This is a genomic window from Bacillus sp. V5-8f, from assembly GCF_002863565.1.
GTDB lineage: Bacteria > Bacillota > Bacilli > Bacillales > DSM-1321 > Peribacillus.
Genome location: NZ_PGUW01000016.1, coordinates 1 through 20,190, shown reverse-complemented (window position 1 = coordinate 20,190; position 20,190 = coordinate 1). Strand labels below are relative to the sequence as shown.

Below are 20,190 nucleotides of genomic sequence, written 5' to 3'. Positions count from 1 at the left end.
TGACCCGTACGGGATTCGAACCCGTGTTACCGCCGTGAAAGGGCGGTGTCTTAACCGCTTGACCAACGGGCCGGACCTTCGCAGGATGTTACGCCTATGAAGTGTTTGCTTTACGCATTCCTGGTGCGGAATCGACGTTGCTACCAGATATGAAAGCACTTAGTCGACGATCCAAAACTTCTTATATAGCGGCGGAGGGAATCGAACCCACGACCTCACGGGTATGAACCGTACGCTCTAGCCAGCTGAGCTACGCCGCCAGGATGTTTTCAAGCACAAATAATATCTTACATAGCGCTCGATCAATTGTCAACGGAAAATAGAATTTTTGTCGTAAATCATACAGGAGCATTTTATTCCTACTATTATCCCCAATAAATAGATAAAAAATATCCATTTATTTTATAAAATGTAAAATATCTAACTAAAAAATTGTTTTGTTCTGCCTGTTTAGCAGGAAATTAGTCGAATATTTCTTGATGAGTTTTTTAAAATTCTGACAAATTAATAAGTAAATGAAATATATAATGAAACACAACCAAATCGTATGGGAGTGTTCTTAATGGAAAAGGTTGAACGAAGTATGGTAGAACCCATTACCGAAGCTCATTTACATGAAGCAAAAACTGGTGCACTCAATTGGATGCAGCATTTACAAAAGAAAGCAGAGGATATCTTTATGAGAAAGGGAGTGGTCCTTGCCATTATCGGTTTTTTGTTAGGACGAGCCCTCATCCTATCCCAGCTTGCTCCATTTGCTTTGCCTTTTTTCGCGGCAGTGTATCTAATCCGTCGGGATAGGGCACCGATCTCGCTAATCGGCTTGGTCGCAGGAGCGCTTTCCGTGCATTACTCCAATGGGATAACTTTATTCGCTTCAGTCTTTCTATTATTGCTTCTGTATAAACTTAAGGAACCGGGCTTGGATGTCCAGTTTAGAACAATGTCCCTGTATGTATTTATTTCGCTTGTAGTCGTGGGAGTTGCAGAACAATATATCAAAAACCGAACTTTTCAGATATATGACGGCATGATGATAGGTATAGAGGCAGGGCTAGCGATGATACTAACATTGATTTTCATTCAGTGCATTCCGCTACTATCTGTTAGGAAAAAAACACAAGGATTAAAGACGGAAGAAATCATAAGTGTCATTATTTTGCTTGCTTCCGTTATGACTGGCACGATTGGGTGGACTATATACGACTTATCTGTTGAACATATATTATCAAGATATCTGGTCCTTTTATTCGGCTTGGCTGGAGGAGCAGCAATCGGATCCACTGTAGGTGTGGTGACTGGTTTAATTTTTAGCCTGGCTAGCATTGCAAGCTTGTACCAAATGAGCTTGCTTGCCTTTTCGGGCCTGCTTGGGGGCCTTTTAAAAGAAGGAAAAAAGGCAGGGGTTGCAATTGGGCTTCTGATTGCAACGATGTTAATAGGTTTATATGGTGAAGGATCAAGTAATATCATGATTACCATGTATGAATCTATTGCGTCGGTCGTGCTCTTTCTCTTAACACCGGCAGCAATCATTGCGAATATCGCGAAACATATACCTGGGACAATGGAACATTCCTATGAACAGCAACAGTATATGAAGAGAATAAGAGATGTGACCGCACAACGAGTTGCCCAATTTTCCAACGTGTTTGAAGCCTTATCGGCAAGCTTTTCACAATTAGATGAAAGGGAAGATATCGTTGAGGAAGACAAGGAATTGGATTATTTCCTAAGTAATGTTACCGAAAGAACATGCCAGATTTGCTTTAAAAAGGACCAATGCTGGGGAAAGAATTTTGATAAAACTTATGAAAGCATGCAGGAAATTATGCATCAATTATATGAAAATGATGGACAACTTCCACAGCAAACCATGAAAGACTGGGGGAAGTATTGCACAAAAAGCCAGCAGGTTATTTCTGTCATTTCCCAGGAGTTGATGTATTATCAGGCTAACCAAAGGTTAAAGAAGCAAGTGAAGGAGAGCAGAAAGTTGGTAGCTGACCAGCTCCTTGGCGTTTCGGCGGTAATGGATGACTTTGCTAAGGAAATTCAAAGAGAAAGGCAAAACCACCACCTTCAAGAAGAACAAATTTTGGAGGCCATCCAGGATTTTGGTTTGGCAATTGGCCACGTAGAAATATATAGCCTTGAGCAGGGAAATATAGATATAGAAATGAGTGTCCCTTATTGCCATGGACGGGGGGAATGTGAAAAGTTAATTGCTCCTATGCTTTCCGATATAATAGGAGAAACCATTGTTGTACATTCTGAAGAATGTGCGGCCTATCCAAGCGGGCAGTGCCATGCTGTCTTCCGGTCTGCGAAAAAATTTACAATTGACACAGGGGTAGCCCACGCGGCAAAAGGAGGAGGATTGATCTCCGGTGATAGTTATACAACTATGGAAATCGGGTGCGGAAAATATGCTGTCGCGATCAGTGATGGGATGGGCAACGGTGAAAGGGCCCATTTTGAAAGTACGGAAACACTGAAACTCTTGCAAAAGTTCCTATTATCAGGAATCGAAGAAAAGATAGCAATAAAATCAGTGAATTCTGTTCTCTCCCTTAGGACAACGGATGAGATATTCTCAACGCTCGATTTGGCCATGATCGACCTACAGGATGCGAAAGCGAAATTTTTAAAGATATGTTCGATTCCAAGCTTTATTAAAAGAGGGGATAAAGTGATCAAAATAGAGTCGAGCAATCTTCCGATGGGGATCATTAACGAATTCGATGTGGACGTCGTGAGTGAACAGTTAAAGGCAGGTGATCTCTTGATTATGATGAGCGATGGCATATTTGATGCACCGGGCAACGTAGAAAACTTCGAATTTTGGATGAAACGTAAGCTTAGAGAATTAAAGACTGATGATCCGCAGGAAATAGCGGATGTTATTCTAGAAGAGGTGATTAGGGCTAAGGGGACGATTGATGATGATATGACAATTGTAACGGCCAAGATTAAACACAACACCCCAAAATGGGCGGCGATACCGGTTAATACTTTCAGGAAAAGGGCATGATAGCCAAACACATAAAAATCAATTCCCAAATAGCTGAAAATGAGATAATTATTAGTATAAAATCTCCCCTTTTCGTCTACGATGGTAACACCATTTTAGAAGAAGGGGAGATTGTCATGAGACCAGGAACCCTGCGTCAAATTTTGCTTATTACGGACGGATGCTCAAATCAAGGGGAGGACCCGGCTGCCATGGCAGCACTTGCCCGGGAACAAGGGATTACGGTGAATGTGATCGGAGTCATGGAAAATGACATAATTGACGAGAAGGGCATGAAGGAAATTGAAGCCATTGCCCATTCCGGTGGAGGTGTCAGCCAGATTGTCTATTCCCAACAGCTTTCACAAACAGTGCAGATGGTCACGAGAAAGGCGATGACACAAACGATCCAGGGAGTTGTTAATAAAGAATTGCAGCAGATACTCGGCAATTCTGTAACAATGGAGGATTTGCCGCCTGAAAAAAGAGGGGAAGTCATGGAAGTAGTGGACGAGCTAGGAGAAACGAGCAAACTGGAAGTGTTGATTCTTGTCGATACAAGCGCCAGCATGAAGTTGAAGCTCCCTACGGTGAAAGATGCCCTGCTTGACCTATCTTTAAGCATGAATGCACGCCTCGGTCAAAACCAGTTTTCGGTGTTTGTATTTCCCGGGAAAAAAAATGATGTCGAAAAACTGCTGGATTGGACACCAAAGCTCGAAGTATTGACGAAGGTGTTTCCAAAGCTCACAACTGGAGGTATTACACCAACAGGCCCGGCGATAACAGAAGCATTGGACTATTTTAATAAAAAACGCTCATTAAGGGGATTGTTATCACATGATGATGAACAATACTTTGAGGAATCAATTTAAGTTCCAGCCAGGGCAGGTCATTTCAGGGAAATGGAATCATAATAACTATAGAATCATAAAAGAATTAGGCTGTGGTGCGAATGGCATTGTCTATTTAGCAGAGAACAATCGCCAGCAAGTCGCACTAAAACTAAGTGATAATGGCGTCTCCATTATTTCCGAGATGAACATTCTTAAAGCCTTTTCCAAGGTCCAAGGATCCGTCCTCGGGCCTTCTTTTATGGAAGCGGATGATTTTGTGTTGAACGGAAAAAACATGCCCTTTTATGTTATGGAATATATTAAAGGGGAGGGATATTTGCCATTCATTCAAAGAAAAGGTCAGGAATGGATGGGGGTTTTAATTCTTCAGCTTCTTTCCAGCCTGTCTATACTTCATAAACAGGGGTGGATTTTTGGGGATTTAAAACCGGATAATTTAATTGTTACACTTCCCGCTTATAAAATCCGCTGTATTGATGTTGGAGGAACCACTTTAATCGGAAGATCAGTAAAGGAGTTTACTGAATTTTTTGATAGAGGGTATTGGGGGATGGGCTCAAGAAAAGCAGATCGGCAATATGACTTATTCTCTGTCGCCATGATCATGCTGAATTCTGCCTATCCAAAACGTTTTTCCAGAAAAGAAGGAGGGCTGGGGCAGCTTAAGGTAATGATTAGACAAAAGAAGGAATTGGCCCCTTACCAAGCAATATTGGAAAAAGCATTGGCAGGGAAATACACCTCCGCAGAAGAGATGAGAAATGAGTTGGCACAGGTTTTGAGCAGGCAGTCTTATAAGAAAACAACACTCCCTATTAGTCCATCAAGAAAACCGGCTGAAACCAGACAGGCAAGAAGATCCCAAAACAAACGTATAAGCAAGAGAAAGCCCAAGTATGCATTTTTTGAAACCCTCTTTTTAATTGTTATTGTATCTTTACTGTATACCTTGTACATTTATAGCCAGTTATTATGATATAGTGAGAAATATACAACGATTAATTAGGATGAAATGAAACCATATCGGGTTTCATTCGTACTTAAAGTACTGGCTAATTATTTATTCCCCAAGGCAGAAAAAGGAAGATGCTATGTTTAAGAACAAAATTCGTGATTATATCAACAAGCATAATCTGTTAGTCGGTCATTCCAGTCTTGTTGTTGGCGTAAGCGGAGGACCAGATTCGCTCGTCCTCCTTCATTTTCTTAATTCCATAAAGGAAGATTTTCAACTTCAGTTAACAGCTGCACACGTTGACCATATGTTTAGAGGCGATGAGTCATATCAAGATTATTTGTTTGTAGAGCGTATTTGCAGGGAGTGGAATGTCCATTTTGAGGGAAAAAGAATCAATGTGCCCGATTATATGGCCATAACCGGTGAAAGTACGCAGAATGCAGCTAGGCAGCTTCGCTATTCGTTTTTTAAAGAAGTGATGGATAAGCAAAACTCTTCCTTATTGGTTTTAGGCCACCACGGCGATGACCAGGTTGAAACGATGCTGATGAGAATAACCCGTGGTGCGACCGGGATGGCAAGGGCTGGAATACCCGCAAAAAGGCGTTTTAATGATGGATGGGTGATACGTCCCTTTCTGGTCGTTAGTAAAGACGAAATTATCGATTATGCCAGGGAAAGGGGTCTTGAACCTAGACTTGACCCCAGTAATGAAAAAGATGTATATATGCGCAACCGATTTAGGCATTCAGTATTACCTTTCCTGAAGAGTGAAAATCCGCGTGCGCATGAACATTATCAGAGATTTAGCGAAGAGCTATTTGAGGATGAAGCTTTTTTCAAAGAGCTTGCTGCAAAAGAACTTGAGGACGTCTGGGTGGAAAAGAAGGACGGGTATGCGTCAATCGAAATCGAGCGGTTGAAGACAATGCCAAAACCTTTACAACGAAGGGCTATTCAACTAATATTAGATTATCTTTATACCGAGAGACCTTCATCGCTTTCAGCCTTACATATCAACCAGCTCTTTGCTTTATTTTTTAGTCCTCAACCATCCGCTGAATTGCATCTTCCGGCCGGTCTCATTGCGGAAAAATCATACAATACAGGTATTTTTCGATTTTTCCAGCCGGAAAGTCAGGAATATTCCTTGCTTGTACAAATTCCCGGTGAAAATATTCTTCCGAATGGATATAAAATTAAAGCACAATATATAAATGAAGAAATCCCGAACTCATTTGGGAATGATTCTTTTATCATCCAGGCCCGGGAATCTGATCTTCCGCTTATTGTTCGAACCCGCAAGGACGGGGATAGGATTTCTGTAAAGGGATTAGGTGGGTCAAAAAAGCTTAAGGATATTTTTATCGATGAAAAGATCCCGATGTCCCGGCGAAATGGCTGGCCGGTGGTGCAAAATCAACGGGGGGAAATTTTATGGTTGCCCGGGCTTAAAAAATCAGACCAGGCTTTGGCCGAAAGCCATGATGGACAGTCTTTCATTTTTTTAGAATATAAAAAGCTTAATTCTTCTAGGGGGCAATAGGTAACAATGACCATGCAAAATGACATTGAAAAGGTATTAATAACGGAGGAAGAGATTCAAGGCAAAATCAAGGAGCTGGCAAGAACGCTTCAAAACGAGTATAAAGATTGTTTCCCGCTCGCTATAGGTGTGCTAAAAGGGGCTATGCCTTTTATGGCAGACCTGTTAAAACGTATTGATGCACATCTGGAAATGGATTTTATGGACGTTTCCAGCTATGGCAATTCCACCGTTTCTTCAGGTGAGGTAAAGATCATCAAGGACCTTGATACCTCTGTGGAAGGCCGGGATATATTAATTATTGAAGATATTATCGATAGTGGTTTAACACTTAGTTATTTAGTGGAATTATTCCGTTATAGAAAAGCAAAATCCATTAAAATTGTTACGCTGCTTGATAAACCATCCGGCAGAAAAGCAGACATAATGCCTGACTATACTGCCTTTATTGTCCCTGATGAATTTGTGGTTGGATACGGCCTTGACTATGCGGAAAGATACCGTAACCTTCCTTATATCGGAGTGTTAAAACCCGAGATTTATGAAAATAATGAATAAATCTTTGCCGACAGTTATCTAAATTAACCAGAGATGTTTATTTATTGTAATTAAATTATTTTTTATGATAAGATTTACTATAGTTTGTTTTACCGTGGGAGGAGGTAAGGAATGAATCGGATCTTCCGTAATACGATATTTTATTTACTTATTTTTTTGGTGATCATTGGTATTGTAAGCATTTTTAATAATAACAATGAACCAACTGTGAATATAACTCAGGATCAATTTTTTGAGCACTTGGACAAAGGGGACGTAAAATCGTTCACCATGCAGCCCGAACGAAATGTTTTCGAGGTAAGAGGGCAGCTGAAGGATTATGATAAAAACCAATATTTCCTTACTTATATAACGGGCAGTGAAACTGCACAGGCCCGCATTGATGCAGCAATCAATGACAATAAAGTGGAGAAAACCGAAGTCCTCCCTGCCAAAGAGACAAATGGCTGGGTAACTTTCTTCACTTCGATTATTCCATTTGTTATTATCTTCATTCTGTTCTTCTTCCTGTTAAACCAGGCTCAGGGCGGTGGCGGCCGTGTCATGAACTTTGGGAAAAGCAAGGCTAAATTGTATAATGATGACAAGAAGAAGGTTCGTTTTAAGGATGTTGCTGGTGCAGATGAAGAAAAGCAGGAACTTGTAGAGGTTGTTGAATTTTTGAAAGACCCGCGTAAATTTGCAGAGCTTGGTGCCCGTATTCCAAAGGGTGTTCTGCTTGTAGGACCTCCTGGTACAGGTAAAACCTTACTTGCAAGGGCGGTTGCCGGAGAAGCCGGGGTTCCTTTCTTTTCGATCAGTGGTTCCGACTTTGTAGAAATGTTTGTCGGTGTTGGGGCGTCCCGTGTACGTGATTTGTTTGAAAACGCGAAGAAAAATGCTCCATGTATTATCTTTATTGATGAAATTGATGCAGTTGGACGTCAGCGTGGTGCTGGTCTAGGCGGTGGCCATGATGAGCGCGAACAAACGCTTAACCAATTGCTTGTTGAAATGGATGGTTTCGGCGGAAATGAGGGCATCATTATTATTGCGGCTACAAACCGTGCCGATATCCTCGATCCAGCATTACTTCGTCCGGGACGTTTTGACCGTCAGATCACAGTAGGGCGTCCAGATGTAAAAGGACGTGAAGCGGTCCTTAAGGTACATGCACGAAATAAACCGCTAAGCGACAGTGTTGACTTAAAGGCCATTGCACAGCGGACTCCTGGTTTCTCTGGTGCGGACCTGGAAAACCTGTTGAATGAGGCTGCACTTGTTGCTGCACGGCAAAACAAAAAGAAAATTGATATGTCTGACCTGGATGAAGCCTCAGACCGTGTTATTGCAGGGCCTGCAAAGAAAAGCAGGGTGATATCTAAAAAAGAACGCAATATTGTCGCTTTCCATGAAGCCGGTCATACAATCATTGGACTTGTGCTGGATGAGGCTGAAGTTGTCCATAAGGTCACGATTGTTCCACGGGGCCAGGCTGGCGGTTACGCTGTCATGCTTCCTAAAGAGGACCGTTTCTTTATGACAAAACCGGAGCTTTTGGATAAGATTGCAGGGCTACTAGGCGGACGAGTCGCTGAAGAGGTTGTGTTCGGTGAAGTGAGTACCGGCGCCCATAATGACTTCCAGCGTGCAACTGCGATTGCGAGAAGCATGGTAACTGAATACGGTATGAGCGACAAGCTTGGGCCTCTCCAATTTGGCCAGAATCAAGGCCAGGTGTTCTTGGGTCGAGATTTCAATAATGACCAAAATTATTCTGATGCGATTGCATACGAAATAGATCTTGAGATTCAGCGTATCATCAAGGAATCGTATGAACGGGCAACGAAAATTATCAAGGAGCACAGGGCGCAGCTTGATACCATTGCCAACACATTGCTTGAGGTTGAAACGCTTGATGCAGAACAAATCAGGAGCCTGTTTGAAACCGGCAAGCTGCCAGCGCGTGATTATAAACCGATCAATGGCAGACTCGACAATGATGATGATGTCAAGGTGAAAATAGGTTCTAAGAAAGAAGAAAAAGAAGCGCTCCTAAACCCATTAGAAGAGCGGAATGAGGATCTAATGGAAGTAAGGGATGACATAAAGACACCTCCAATGAATGAAGGCCGTACTTATGACAAACCGAGCTCCTTGCCAAGAGATAACAATCGAAACAATAACGAATAACTTTTTAAGGGGTATTTCCACTATGGGGATACCCTTTTTTATTCTGTAAAGTATAAAATTCCTATAGATATGCAACAGCCAGTACACAATTTAAAAACGTTCTCTGAGCGTGGATGATGGCGGAGGAAAAAACATGTATGATATGATGTGGGAGAATAATTTGGCGGAGTGATGAGATGATGCTATTTGTATTGGATGTAGGAAATACGAATACAGTTTTGGGTGTGTATGATGACGATCATTTAAAGTACCACTGGCGGATCGAAACGAATCGCCACAAAACAGAAGATGAATATGGCATGGTCATTAAGTCTCTATTGGAGCATGAGGGTTTGTCTTTTCAAGAATTCGATGGGATTATCATTTCATCAGTTGTACCTCCGATCATGTTTTCGCTTGAGCGCATGTGTCAAAAATATTTTCATATGAAGCCGATGGTAGTTGGGCCCGGCATGAAAACAGGGCTTAATATCAAATATGAAAATCCAAGGGAAGTGGGCGCTGACAGGATTGTTAATGCAGTGGCCGGTATACACGAATACGGCGGCCCTTTAATTATTGTCGATTTCGGAACGGCTACAACGTATTGTTATATTAATGAGGAGAAACAATATATGGGCGGGGCCATTGCCCCAGGGATAAATATCTCTACGGAGGCGCTATATTCAAAAGCAGCAAAGCTTCCACGAATTGAAATAGCCCGTCCTGAAGATATCATAGGTAAAAATACGGTAGCTGCTATGCAAGCAGGTATATTATATGGGTATGTAGGACAAGTTGAGGGTATTGTTGGAAGAATGAAAGCGCAAAGTTCAAAAGAGCCTACAGTGATAGCTACAGGCGGATTGGCAAGTTTAATTGCCCATGAATCCAATATTATTGATATAGTTGATCCGTTCTTGACACTAAAAGGACTGCAACTAATTTATAAACGAAACAGTGACCCGCATAAAAGATGAATTACACCCGGGGAAAGGGGCAGATTTAATGAACGATTATCTAGTTAAAGCTTTAGGATATAATGGCCAGGTGAGGGCTTACGCGGTTTCTACTACGGAAACGGTAGGTGAAGCGCAAAGAAGGCATTACACATGGCCGACAGCATCCGCAGCACTTGGCCGATCATTGACGGCAGGGGTTATGATGGGTGCCATGCTTAAAGGTGAGGATAAACTGACGATCAAAGTCGAAGGCGGCGGGCCGATTGGCGTTATCCTTGTCGATGCAAACGCTAAAGGTGAGGTAAGGGGATATGTAACCAATCCCCAAACACACTTTGACTTGAATGAACACGGAAAGCTAGATGTACGTAGGGCAGTAGGGACAGAAGGAACATTAACAGTTGTAAAGGATATAGGCCTTCGTGAAAATTTCAGTGGGCAAGTCCCGATTGTTTCAGGTGAGTTAGGTGATGATTTCACTTATTATTTAGTCACTTCAGAACAGGTGCCTTCATCAGTTGGTGTCGGTGTATTGGTTAATCCTGATAACTCAATCCTCGCAGCAGGCGGTTTTATCATCCAACTTCTACCCGGAACAGATGATCAGACCATTTCAGCAATAGAAGATAGACTAGGTAAAATTCAACCGATTTCAAAAATGATTCAGCAAGGCTTAACCCCAGAACAAATTCTAGAGCAGGTTCTTGGGGAAGGAAATGTGAAAATCCTTGAAACAATGCCTGTACAATTTCAATGCCAATGCTCTAGAGAACGGATTGGAAATGCTCTTATCAGCCTAGGAAAAGCGGAAATACGGGATATCATTGAAACAGAAGGACAGGCAGAAGCCCAATGTCATTTTTGCAATGAAAAGTATCATTTTTCCAAAGCAGAGCTCGAAGAATTGGAAGAAACCGCAAAATAACAATATGAAGTTCTGAGAACCCTTTTAGCAATAAAAGGTTTTTCTCTTTTCGGGAAATTAAATGGAAGTGTATGAAGATAATAAGTACATTTCATGCCATTCTTTGATTAAACAACCATTAGCACATGGTATAGTAAAATATTTTTTAAAAAGTGGATGAAATAATTTAAAAATATTGACATTGCTAATTTGAAACGGTACTTTTATATTATAAAACCAATAAAAATACTCGGTATTAGGAGTGGAGAAGATGGCGCGAATTGTAAACTCAGTAGTCGATTTAATTGGCGAAACACCGATCGTGAAATTAAACCGCCTCGGGGATGAAAACAGTGCAGATGTCTATTTGAAATTAGAATATATGAACCCGGGAAGCAGTGTTAAAGATCGTATTGGTCTTGCAATGATTGAGGCTGCTGAAGAAAGTGGAGACCTAAAGCCAGGCGATACACTAATTGAACCTACCAGCGGGAATACAGGTATTGGATTAGCCATGGTTGCTGCTGCCAAAGGCTACCGCGCAATCCTTGTAATGCCAGAAACAATGAGCTTGGAGCGCCGCAATCTTCTTCGCGCTTATGGGGCTGACCTTGTACTGACTCCTGGACCTGAAGGAATGAAGGGTGCCATTGCAAAAGCTGAAGAGCTGGCAAAGGAAAACGGCTACTTTATGCCTCAGCAATTCAAAAATAAAGCGAATCCAAAAGTTCACCGTGAAACCACCGGTAAGGAAATCGTAGAACAAATGGGCGACCAGCTGGATGCTTTCATTGCTGGAATCGGTACGGGAGGTACAATCACCGGTGCAGGTGAGGTACTTCGCAATAAATATGCGGAAATTAAGATCTATGCAGTAGAGCCTTCTGATTCACCGGTTTTATCTGGTGGGAAACCAGGCCCGCATAAAATTCAAGGTATTGGTGCTGGCTTCGTTCCAGATATTTTAAACACTGAATTATACGATGAGATTATTCAAGTGGGTACAGAGCAAGCATTTGAATATGCGCGCCGCGCGGCTAAGGAAGAAGGAATCCTTGGCGGAATTTCTTCGGGGGCTGCCATTTATGCAGCTTTAGAAGTAGCAAAAAAGCTTGGCAAAGGCAAAAAAGTACTCGCTATCATTCCAAGTAATGGCGAACGCTACCTAAGCACTCCACTTTACAATTTCGAATAAATCTTTTTAGAAAGCAGAGTCCTAACCTGGACTTTGCTTTTTTATTTTCATTTTCTCGGGTTATTAGTAAACTCTAACTATTGAATAGTTTTCCGTCACAATAAAAGATAGGGGCTGAAACGGTTGGAGGTACAGCGAAAAGTTTTTGGAATCAATATCCCGTATGAGCCGGATAATATTTTTCAAATATATAAAGTTTTGTCCGCATCCCTTCCTAAACATATCTTGCTTGAAAGTGGAAGAGGAGGACGGTACACAATCATTGGGTTGTATCCTATAGCTGAATTAACGGGCAAAGATAATGTATTAACAATAAGTAGCGAAGATGGTTCGACAAAGCAATTTCATGGAAACCCGCTTCACTTATTAAAAGAATGGATGGGAAAGAGACAACTGAAACAGGAAAACGATTTTCCTGACTTTCAGAGCGGTGTGATGGGTTTCATTAGCTATGATTATATTCGTTATATTGAAGAAATTCCCGCTATTGCGGCGGATGATCTGAATACACCTGATCTCTACTTTCTTGCATTTGATGAAGTAATTGTGTATGACCATGAGAAAAAGCTGCTTTGGTTTATGTATGTGTGCGGCACACACGAAAATGAAAAGGCCGACCACAGGCTTGCCTTAATGAAAGAGCAATGGTTAACAGCTAGTCACTCAATGGATCGTGAAACGTCAAAAAATGGGGAAAGAACCTCGAGAGAGTTTGTCTCACTAACGGAAGAGCGTTTTCAAGGGGCTGTAGAAAAAATAAGAAATTATATTGCTCAAGGTGATATTTTTCAAGTGAATTTATCGGTAAGGCAATCAGAAACACTTTATGCCTCGCCAATTGCTGTTTATGAACAACTCAGGAAATTAAATCCTTCCCCTTATATGGGATACATCCACGCTCCTGACTTCCAGATTGTCAGCGGTTCGCCGGAACTGCTCGTGAAAAAGAAAAGAGACAAAGTGAGCACTAGACCTATTGCAGGCACCCGTTCCCGTGGACAGACGGCTGAAGAGGATGGAAAGCTGGTACGGGAGCTTATTGAAAATGAGAAAGAGCGTGCAGAACATGTAATGTTGGTTGACTTGGAGCGAAATGATCTGGGACGGGTATGTGAATATGGAACGGTTGAAGTAAATGAGTTTATGGTGATTGAAAAATATTCACACGTCATGCATATTGTGTCAAACGTTCAGGGGAAGCTGGCGGAAGGATTGGATGCTTTCCATGTTATTGATGCTGTTTTCCCGGGTGGAACGATTACTGGGGCGCCGAAAGTAAGGACAATGGAAATCATTGAGGAGTTGGAGCCTGTCCGCCGAGGCATTTATACTGGTTCTATCGGTTGGATTAGTGATTCAGGTGAAATGGAACTTAATATTGTTATACGAACAATGCTTGTTCAGGATGGTTTGGCACATATCCAAGCCGGGGCAGGGGTAGTAATCGACTCCAATCCAAGGTACGAGTATAAAGAAGCACTTAAAAAAGCAACTGCCATCCTGAGAGCGAAAGAAATGGCAGAATCAGTTTTGGAAAAGGCGGAAACTCAATGATTCTGATGATTGATAACTATGACTCTTTCACCTACAATCTTGTCCAATACCTTGGGGAGATGGGTGAGATTTTACTAGTGAAGCGGAATGATCAAATTACGATTCAAGAAATTGAGAAGATTTCGCCTGATTTTTTAATGATTTCACCGGGACCTTGCAGTCCGGATGAGGCTGGAATTAGTTTAAAGGCTATAGAATACTTTTCGGGAAAAATCCCAATCTTTGGCGTATGTCTAGGACATCAGGCAATTGGACAGGTGTTTGGTGGAAAAGTGATAAGGGCTAGGCGGCTGATGCATGGGAAAACGTCCCGGGTATATCATAATGGTGAGACCCTATATAACAATGTCCCTAACCCGTTTATCGCCACACGGTACCATTCCCTGATTCTTGAGCCGGAGTCACTTCCAGAATGCTTGGAAGTGACCTCGTGGACGGAAGAGGGAGAAATTATGGGCATCAGGCATAAACAACTACCAGTGGAAGGAGTGCAATTTCACCCGGAATCGATTATGACTGAATCCGGTAAACAGCTATTGAAGAATTTCCTGCACACCTACCGGGCAAATCAGCCGAATTAAGCTTATTTTTTATTGGAGAGAATCGCAATGTTTATGTATATGAACGGAAAAATACTCAAGGAAAATGAGGCTTCTATATCCCCTTTTGACCATGGATTCTTATATGGTCTCGGCCTTTTTGAAACGTTCCGGATTTATGATGGCCATCCCTTCTTGCTAGACGATCATATAGACCGCCTAAATCAAGGATTGAAAGAAATGAATATTCTCTATGTATTCAAACGCCATATGGTGGAACAAATACTTAGGGAACTTGTAGTAAAAAACGGATTAGCGAATGCCCGCATTCGATTAAATGTATCTGCCGGTGAAGCACCGGTCGGGCTGCACACAGCACCATATGAAAGGCCAAATATTCTACTATTTATGCAAGAGATCTCTGTCCCTGCCGGCTTGCAAGAAAAGCCCGGCACCATATTAAAAACCCGCAGAAATACACCGGAAACCGCTCAGCGGTTGAAATCACACCACTATTTAAATAACATCACCGCCAAAAGGGAACTTAAAAATAATGTAACAGCGGAGGGGATTTTTTTAACGGAAAGTGGTTTTCTTGCCGAAGGAATTGTTTCCAATTTATTTTGGGTAAAACAGGGGGTGCTATTTACGCCTTCTATTGCAACTGGGATTTTAAATGGTATCACCCGCCAATTTTTATTAAAGCTAGCAGTCAGAAAAGGAATCGATGTAAAAGAAGGAATGTTTTTAAAAAAGGATCTGGCTGCAGCGGATGAAGTATTTTGTACCAACTCCATACAAGAGATTTATTCGTTAAGCCAAATAGATGGTATTGGTGTATATCCAGGCAGGAGTGGGAAAATAACTAATTTGCTTTACGACGCCTACAAAAATTATCGCACTTCGCTATATAGCAGATGTGAAATCTAACATACAGGGAGTTAACTTATGAGTTCTTTTATCATTCAATGCGGTCCGTATACACTTGATTATGGAAAGAAAACATTGATTATGGGAATATTGAATGTCACGCCTGATTCATTTTCTGATGGCGGTAAATATAATCGGATTGATGCAGCATTAAACCATGCTGAACAGCTCCTGAAGGACGGTGCGGATATAATCGATATAGGCGGTGAATCAACCAGGCCTAATCACATCGCGGTTTCACTAGATGAAGAATTGGAACGAGTACTGCCCGTTGTCGAAGCGATATCCAAAAACATTGATATCCCTATTTCAATAGATACATATAAAGCAGAGGTCGCCAGGCAGTCACTGAAAGCAGGAGCCCATATCATAAATGATGTATGGGGGGCAAAAGCAGATGAAAACATGCCCAATGTGGCAGCTGAATCAGGAGCCCCTATTATTTTAATGCATAACCGGGACAACCAAAGTTACTCCCATTTTATCCGGGATGTTTTCACCGATTTATTTGAAAGCGTGAATCTGGTAAAGAAGGCCGGAGTAAGAGATGAAAACATCATCCTTGACCCAGGAATCGGCTTTGCCAAAGACCTGGCACTAAATTTGGAAATGATGCGAAATCTTGATAAGCTTGTAGCATTAGGCTTCCCAGTTTTACTTGGTACCTCCAGAAAGTCGATGATTGGACATGTATTGGATTTACCTACTCAAGAAAGAATGGAGGGCACCGGAGCCACAATCTGCTATGGCATCGAAAAAGGCTGCCAAATTGTTAGAGTTCATGATGTAAAAGAGATAGCGCGCATGGCAAAAATGATGGATGCTCTAGCTGGAAAGGGAGAATACAGTGGATAAAATTTATGTAAACGGCATGCAGTTCTACGGGTACCATGGTGTTTTCCCAGAAGAAAACAAGCTCGGCCAGCGATTTGCCGTGGATTTGACAGTCGAGCTGGATTTATCCAAGGCAGGACAGAGTGATAATCTTAACGATTCTATCAATTATGGTGAACTCTATTTGATTTGCAAAGATATTGTTGAAGGTCAAACATTCAACCTGGTGGAGTCCATTGCTGAACATATTGCTTCACAGGTATTGGAGAATTATAAAGCTGTCCACTTTTGTACGGTAAAGGTCTATAAGCCGGATCCCCCAATTCCGGGTCATTACCAGTCAGTTGCTGTGGAAATCAAAAGGGGACGGTAGCTTGGAAAATATAGCATTTCTTTCGATAGGTTCAAATATAGGAGAACGTGTCACTTTTTTCAAAAAAGCCATACAGCTTTTAGATCGTGACAAAGGGATAAAAATAATAGATATGTCCTCATTATATGAAACTGATCCAGTTGGATATACGGAACAGGACATGTTTTTAAATGCTGTTTTAAAGATAGAAACTGAATATTCGCCAGAACAACTGCTGAATAAATGCCTAGAGATCGAACAAGAACTTGGAAGGAAAAGGGAAATTCATTGGGGTCCCCGCACATTAGACCTTGACATATTACTGTATAATAACGAAAATATTGAAGCAGAGAATCTTTCTGTTCCACATCCTCGGATGCTAGAACGAGCATTTGTAATCATCCCTCTATTGGAAATAGACCCTGACATCATGCTTCCGAAGATGGAAAAGCCTTTAACCCATGTTCTTAAACAGATAAAGGATAGAGAAGGAGTTCGATTATGGAAGCGGAAAAATGGGGAAGACGTATTCGCGCTTTTCGAAAATTGAAGGGATACACACAAGAAGGATTCGCCAAAGAAATAGGGGTTTCCGTTTCGCTTCTGGGTGAAGTTGAAAGAGGAAATCGAAAGCCGACAGATGACTTTCTGGTTGAGGTAGCCGAAATGCTTCATGTATCTATTGAAGAACTAAGGCCGCCGGAACTCAAATAATATATATATCTTATTCAAAGGAGGATCTAACCCATGTTTAAGATTGGTGATATTGAAATGAAGAACCGGGTCGTGCTTGCACCGATGGCCGGAGTGTGCAACTCTGCATTCCGACTAACTGTAAAAGAGTTTGGTGCGGGACTAGTATGTGCAGAAATGGTTAGTGATAAAGGAATACTGTTTAAAAACGCCAAGACGATGAACATGCTTTATATAGATGAAAGAGAAAAGCCGCTAAGCTTGCAGATTTTTGGCGGGCAAAAGGAATCCCTCGTAGAGGCTGCCAAGTTTGTTGATAAAAATACAACTGCGGATATTATTGATATTAATATGGGCTGTCCAGTTCCGAAAATCACAAGTTGTGACGCAGGAGCCAAATGGCTGCTTGATCCAAATAAAATATATGAAATGGTTTCAGCAGTTGTGGATGCGGTAGATAAGCCAGTTACAGTTAAAATGCGTATGGGCTGGGATGAAGACCATATTTTTGCCGTGAAGAATGCACAGGCTGTGGAGCGAGCTGGAGGCAGTGCTGTTTCCTTGCACGGAAGAACCCGAGTCCAGATGTATGAAGGAAAGGCCAACTGGGATATCATCCGTGAAGTCAAAAATTCTGTTAACATCCCGGTTATCGGAAACGGGGATGTAGAAACACCACAGGATGCTGAGAGAATGTTAAAAGAAACAGGCGTTGATGGTGTCATGATCGGCCGAGCCGCCCTGGGCAATCCATGGATGATTTACCGCACCGTAAAATACCTTGAAACTGGCGAGTTGTTCGAAGAGCCGACCGCACGTGAAAAAATCGATGTCTGCGTTCTGCATATGGATCGCCTGATAGCTTTAAAGAATGAGAATGTAGCGGTTCGTGAAATGCGCAAGCATGCTGCATGGTACCTAAAAGGAATCCGTGGCAATGCGATAGCAAGAAAAGGCATTAACGAATGCAATACAAGAGAAGATGTAGTGAACTTACTTTACGGTCTTGTCGAGGAAGTAGAAGCAAAGGAACAAAATGTACAGGCTGTCTAGAACATTTGACATTGCTATACTGTTTCCCTATAATACGCTTAACTGAACTGCCAGTATTCCTGGCAGTTTTTATTTGGACTCGAGATTGTTTTTTGTTATAAAGGACTGTTCGATTCAATTACTTTGTGTAAAAATATATAAGGAATGCAAAATTCGACAATCGAGCTATCATATACAGGTACATATTATAAAGATGGAGATGATAATTCATGAGTCATGAAGAATTAAATGACCAGCTGAAAGTAAGGCGTGACAAAATGCAAGCCATGCTGGATAACGGACAAGATCCATTTGGCCATAGATTTGACCGAACACACCTGGCTGAGGAGTTAACAGAAGCATACGGTGAGCTAAAAAAAGAGGAATTGGATGAAAAAAATATAGAAGTCACTTTAGCCGGACGCGTGATGACGAAGCGTGGTAAAGGAAAAGCAGGCTTTGCCCATATCCAGGATATTAGCGGGCAAATTCAAATTTATGTGCGAGTTGATGCTATCGGCGAGGATAAGTACAAGGTATTTGATCAAACCGACCTTGGAGACCTTGTGGGCGTTAGTGGAACAATCTTTAAAACAAAGGTTGGGGAACTTTCGGTTAAGGCGCATGACTTTATCTTTTTAACCAAGGCACTTCGCCCGCTTCCGGATAAATTTCATGGATTAAAAGACGTGGAAGAAAGATACCGCAAGCGTTACGTTGATTTAATCACTAACGAAGAAAGCAAGCAAACATTCATTATGCGTAGCCGAATCATCCGGGAAATGCGTCGTTATCTGGATGACCATGGATATTTAGAAGTGGAAACACCAATGATGCATTCTATCGCAGGGGGAGCTGCTGCGCGACCATTTATCACACACCATAACGCTCTGGATATGGAATTATTCATGAGGATAGCAATCGAACTTCATCTAAAACGGTTGATTGTAGGCGGCCTTGAAAAAGTGTATGAGATTGGCCGTGTTTTCCGTAATGAAGGTGTATCGACCAGGCATAATCCTGAATTCACAATGATTGAACTTTATGAAGCCTATGCTGACTACCGTGATATCATGAGTCTAACAGAAAACCTAATTGCTCATATTGCACAGCAAGTTTTGGGGACAACCACTGTACAGTATGGTGAATATGAAGTAGAGCTCAAGCCGGAATGGAAGCGACTGCACATGGTCGATGCCGTTAAGGAATATACTGGTGTAGACTTTTGGAAACAAATGAGCAAGGAAGAGGCTCATGCATTGGCAAAAGAACATGGTATCGAAGTAAAGGAAAACATGGAATTTGGCCATATTGTAAATGAATTCTTTGAGCAGGTAGTGGAAGAGAAATTGATCCAGCCTACATTCATTTATGGACATCCGGTAGAAATATCACCGCTTGCCAAGAAGAATGAGGAAGACCCTCGTTTTACCGACCGTTTTGAATTATTCATTGTTGGGCGGGAACATGCAAATGCCTTCACAGAACTTAATGACCCAATTGATCAGCGTGAGCGTTTTGAAGCACAGCTTAGAGAGAAGGAACAGGGCAATGATGAAGCGCATGAAATGGATGAGGATTTCATTGAAGCCCTGGAATATGGCATGCCACCAACAGGTGGGCTAGGTATTGGTGTCGACCGTTTAGTCATGCTATTAACCAATTCCCCATCTATTCGTGATGTATTATTATTCCCATTGATGCGCCACCGTTAATTTTATATTGATTTAAGATGCCGATTATCCCGGAACTTTAGTTTCTTAACAACCAAACTAAAGAAATGATGATCGGCTTCTTTTTTGGATAAATCGTTCTCAATTGAGGTTTATAATTGAATGTAAAAATGATAGTTTACGAAGAAAAAATTTCTTCTGCAGAAACTTTAAAAAGAGTATTGCACACTTAACTCAATGGTGTTATATTTATATCTGTTGTTTCAAACGAGTTTCTTGAGAATTACAAATAAAAAATTTTTGTAAGTTTTCTCTTGACGGTTTGCTTTTAAAAATGATATATTAGTAAAGTCGCTTCTAAGAGAAGTGGAATAATAAAATTGCTCTTTGAAAACTGAACAAAACAAAGCGCCAACGTTTTTTTTAATAGTGAGCAAAC

18 protein-coding genes and 2 tRNA genes are annotated in these 20,190 nt (G+C 41.5%); 18 read left to right on the top strand and 2 right to left on the bottom strand.

The features are described 5' to 3' along the window. Together CUU64_RS15700 and CUU64_RS15695 are read right to left on the bottom strand one after the other, a co-directional pair. Positions 1 to 72 (bottom strand) — tRNA-Glu (locus CUU64_RS15700). 114 nt (positions 73 to 186) lie between these two features. Next, positions 187 to 260, bottom strand: a tRNA-Met gene (locus CUU64_RS15695). A gap of 302 nt (positions 261 to 562) precedes the next feature. On the opposite strand from CUU64_RS15695, the gene spoIIE reads away from it, so the two are divergent. From spoIIE to lysS, 18 genes are all read left to right on the top strand, one after another. Further along, positions 563 to 3,034 carry a stage II sporulation protein E gene (spoIIE, locus tag CUU64_RS15690; protein ID WP_101634536.1) on the top strand — a complete coding sequence of 824 codons (2,472 nt, stop codon included), beginning with the start codon at positions 563 to 565 and terminating at the stop codon, positions 3,032 to 3,034. 116 nt (positions 3,035 to 3,150) lie between these two features. Next, positions 3,151 to 3,888, top strand: coding sequence for a vWA domain-containing protein (locus CUU64_RS15685; protein WP_101634538.1), 738 nt, complete (start codon positions 3,151 to 3,153; stop codon positions 3,886 to 3,888). After that, on the top strand, positions 3,854 to 4,846 hold the full coding sequence (locus CUU64_RS15680; RefSeq protein WP_374702729.1) for a protein kinase domain-containing protein: 993 nt from the start codon (positions 3,854 to 3,856) through the stop codon (positions 4,844 to 4,846). Before CUU64_RS15685 ends, CUU64_RS15680 begins: the two co-directional genes overlap by 35 nt. Before the next feature lie 115 nt (positions 4,847 to 4,961). Continuing rightward, positions 4,962 to 6,374, top strand: a complete 1,413-nt coding sequence (gene tilS / locus CUU64_RS15675) for a tRNA lysidine(34) synthetase TilS (RefSeq protein WP_101634535.1) — start codon at positions 4,962 to 4,964, stop codon at positions 6,372 to 6,374. A 12-nt stretch (positions 6,375 to 6,386) separates the two neighbouring features. After that, on the top strand, positions 6,387 to 6,932 hold the full coding sequence (hpt, locus tag CUU64_RS15670) for a hypoxanthine phosphoribosyltransferase (RefSeq protein WP_101634537.1): 546 nt from the start codon (positions 6,387 to 6,389) through the stop codon (positions 6,930 to 6,932). A gap of 111 nt (positions 6,933 to 7,043) precedes the next feature. Continuing rightward, positions 7,044 to 9,104, top strand: coding sequence for an ATP-dependent zinc metalloprotease FtsH (gene ftsH / locus CUU64_RS15665; protein WP_101634534.1), 2,061 nt, complete (start codon positions 7,044 to 7,046; stop codon positions 9,102 to 9,104). A gap of 179 nt (positions 9,105 to 9,283) precedes the next feature. Beyond that, complete coding sequence (locus CUU64_RS15660) at positions 9,284 to 10,063, top strand: type III pantothenate kinase (protein WP_180954629.1); 780 nt, start codon at positions 9,284 to 9,286, stop codon at positions 10,061 to 10,063. A 28-nt stretch (positions 10,064 to 10,091) separates the two neighbouring features. After that, positions 10,092 to 10,970, top strand: coding sequence for an Hsp33 family molecular chaperone HslO (gene hslO, locus CUU64_RS15655; RefSeq protein WP_101634532.1), 879 nt, complete (start codon positions 10,092 to 10,094; stop codon positions 10,968 to 10,970). Between the two features lie 250 nt (positions 10,971 to 11,220). After that, positions 11,221 to 12,144 (top strand): cysteine synthase A, encoded by a 924-nt coding sequence (gene cysK / locus CUU64_RS15650; RefSeq protein ID WP_101634531.1) that lies wholly within the window; start codon positions 11,221 to 11,223, stop codon positions 12,142 to 12,144. A 123-nt stretch (positions 12,145 to 12,267) separates the two neighbouring features. Next, positions 12,268 to 13,698, top strand: coding sequence for an anthranilate synthase component I family protein (locus CUU64_RS15645; RefSeq protein WP_101634530.1), 1,431 nt, complete (start codon positions 12,268 to 12,270; stop codon positions 13,696 to 13,698). Then, on the top strand, positions 13,695 to 14,279 hold the full coding sequence (gene pabA / locus CUU64_RS15640) for an aminodeoxychorismate/anthranilate synthase component II (RefSeq protein WP_101634529.1): 585 nt from the start codon (positions 13,695 to 13,697) through the stop codon (positions 14,277 to 14,279). Before CUU64_RS15645 ends, pabA begins: the two co-directional genes overlap by 4 nt. 27 nt (positions 14,280 to 14,306) lie before the next feature. Beyond that, positions 14,307 to 15,167, top strand: coding sequence for an aminodeoxychorismate lyase (gene pabC / locus CUU64_RS15635; protein WP_101634528.1), 861 nt, complete (start codon positions 14,307 to 14,309; stop codon positions 15,165 to 15,167). Between the two features lie 18 nt (positions 15,168 to 15,185). After that, positions 15,186 to 16,022 carry a dihydropteroate synthase gene (folP, locus tag CUU64_RS15630; protein WP_101634527.1) on the top strand — a complete coding sequence of 279 codons (837 nt, stop codon included), beginning with the start codon at positions 15,186 to 15,188 and terminating at the stop codon, positions 16,020 to 16,022. Further along, complete coding sequence (folB, locus tag CUU64_RS15625) at positions 16,015 to 16,374, top strand: dihydroneopterin aldolase (protein ID WP_101634525.1); 360 nt, start codon at positions 16,015 to 16,017, stop codon at positions 16,372 to 16,374. Before folP ends, folB begins: the two co-directional genes overlap by 8 nt. 1 nt (position 16,375) lies before the next feature. Beyond that, complete coding sequence (folK, locus tag CUU64_RS15620) at positions 16,376 to 16,903, top strand: 2-amino-4-hydroxy-6-hydroxymethyldihydropteridine diphosphokinase (protein WP_101634524.1); 528 nt, start codon at positions 16,376 to 16,378, stop codon at positions 16,901 to 16,903. Then, complete coding sequence (locus tag CUU64_RS15615; RefSeq protein ID WP_101634523.1) at positions 16,855 to 17,067, top strand: helix-turn-helix domain-containing protein; 213 nt, start codon at positions 16,855 to 16,857, stop codon at positions 17,065 to 17,067. The genes folK and CUU64_RS15615 overlap by 49 nt, the downstream gene beginning before the upstream one ends. Positions 17,068 to 17,100: 33 nt before the next feature. Next, on the top strand, positions 17,101 to 18,099 hold the full coding sequence (gene dusB, locus CUU64_RS15610; RefSeq protein ID WP_101634521.1) for a tRNA dihydrouridine synthase DusB: 999 nt from the start codon (positions 17,101 to 17,103) through the stop codon (positions 18,097 to 18,099). A 209-nt stretch (positions 18,100 to 18,308) separates the two neighbouring features. Further along, entirely contained in the window at positions 18,309 to 19,793 is a 1,485-nt protein-coding gene (gene lysS / locus CUU64_RS15605) for a lysine--tRNA ligase (RefSeq protein WP_101634520.1), read from the top strand. The last annotated feature ends 397 nt before the right edge of the window (positions 19,794 to 20,190 follow it).

Coding starts and splice junctions, on each gene's coding strand:
- CUU64_RS15615 (WP_101634523.1), top strand. CDS start 16,855: ATGGAAGCGGAAAAATGGGGAAGACGTATTCGCGCTTTTCGAAAATTG.
- lysS (WP_101634520.1), top strand. CDS start 18,309: ATGAGTCATGAAGAATTAAATGACCAGCTGAAAGTAAGGCGTGACAAA.
- cysK (WP_101634531.1), top strand. CDS start 11,221: ATGGCGCGAATTGTAAACTCAGTAGTCGATTTAATTGGCGAAACACCG.
- spoIIE (WP_101634536.1), top strand. CDS start 563: ATGGAAAAGGTTGAACGAAGTATGGTAGAACCCATTACCGAAGCTCAT.
- ftsH (WP_101634534.1), top strand. CDS start 7,044: ATGAATCGGATCTTCCGTAATACGATATTTTATTTACTTATTTTTTTG.
- hslO (WP_101634532.1), top strand. CDS start 10,092: ATGAACGATTATCTAGTTAAAGCTTTAGGATATAATGGCCAGGTGAGG.
- CUU64_RS15680 (WP_374702729.1), top strand. CDS start 3,854: ATGATGATGAACAATACTTTGAGGAATCAATTTAAGTTCCAGCCAGGG.
- CUU64_RS15660 (WP_180954629.1), top strand. CDS start 9,284: ATGCTATTTGTATTGGATGTAGGAAATACGAATACAGTTTTGGGTGTG.
- folP (WP_101634527.1), top strand. CDS start 15,186: ATGAGTTCTTTTATCATTCAATGCGGTCCGTATACACTTGATTATGGA.
- pabC (WP_101634528.1), top strand. CDS start 14,307: ATGTTTATGTATATGAACGGAAAAATACTCAAGGAAAATGAGGCTTCT.
- pabA (WP_101634529.1), top strand. CDS start 13,695: ATGATTCTGATGATTGATAACTATGACTCTTTCACCTACAATCTTGTC.
- hpt (WP_101634537.1), top strand. CDS start 6,387: ATGCAAAATGACATTGAAAAGGTATTAATAACGGAGGAAGAGATTCAA.
- tilS (WP_101634535.1), top strand. CDS start 4,962: ATGTTTAAGAACAAAATTCGTGATTATATCAACAAGCATAATCTGTTA.
- CUU64_RS15685 (WP_101634538.1), top strand. CDS start 3,151: ATGAGACCAGGAACCCTGCGTCAAATTTTGCTTATTACGGACGGATGC.
- dusB (WP_101634521.1), top strand. CDS start 17,101: ATGTTTAAGATTGGTGATATTGAAATGAAGAACCGGGTCGTGCTTGCA.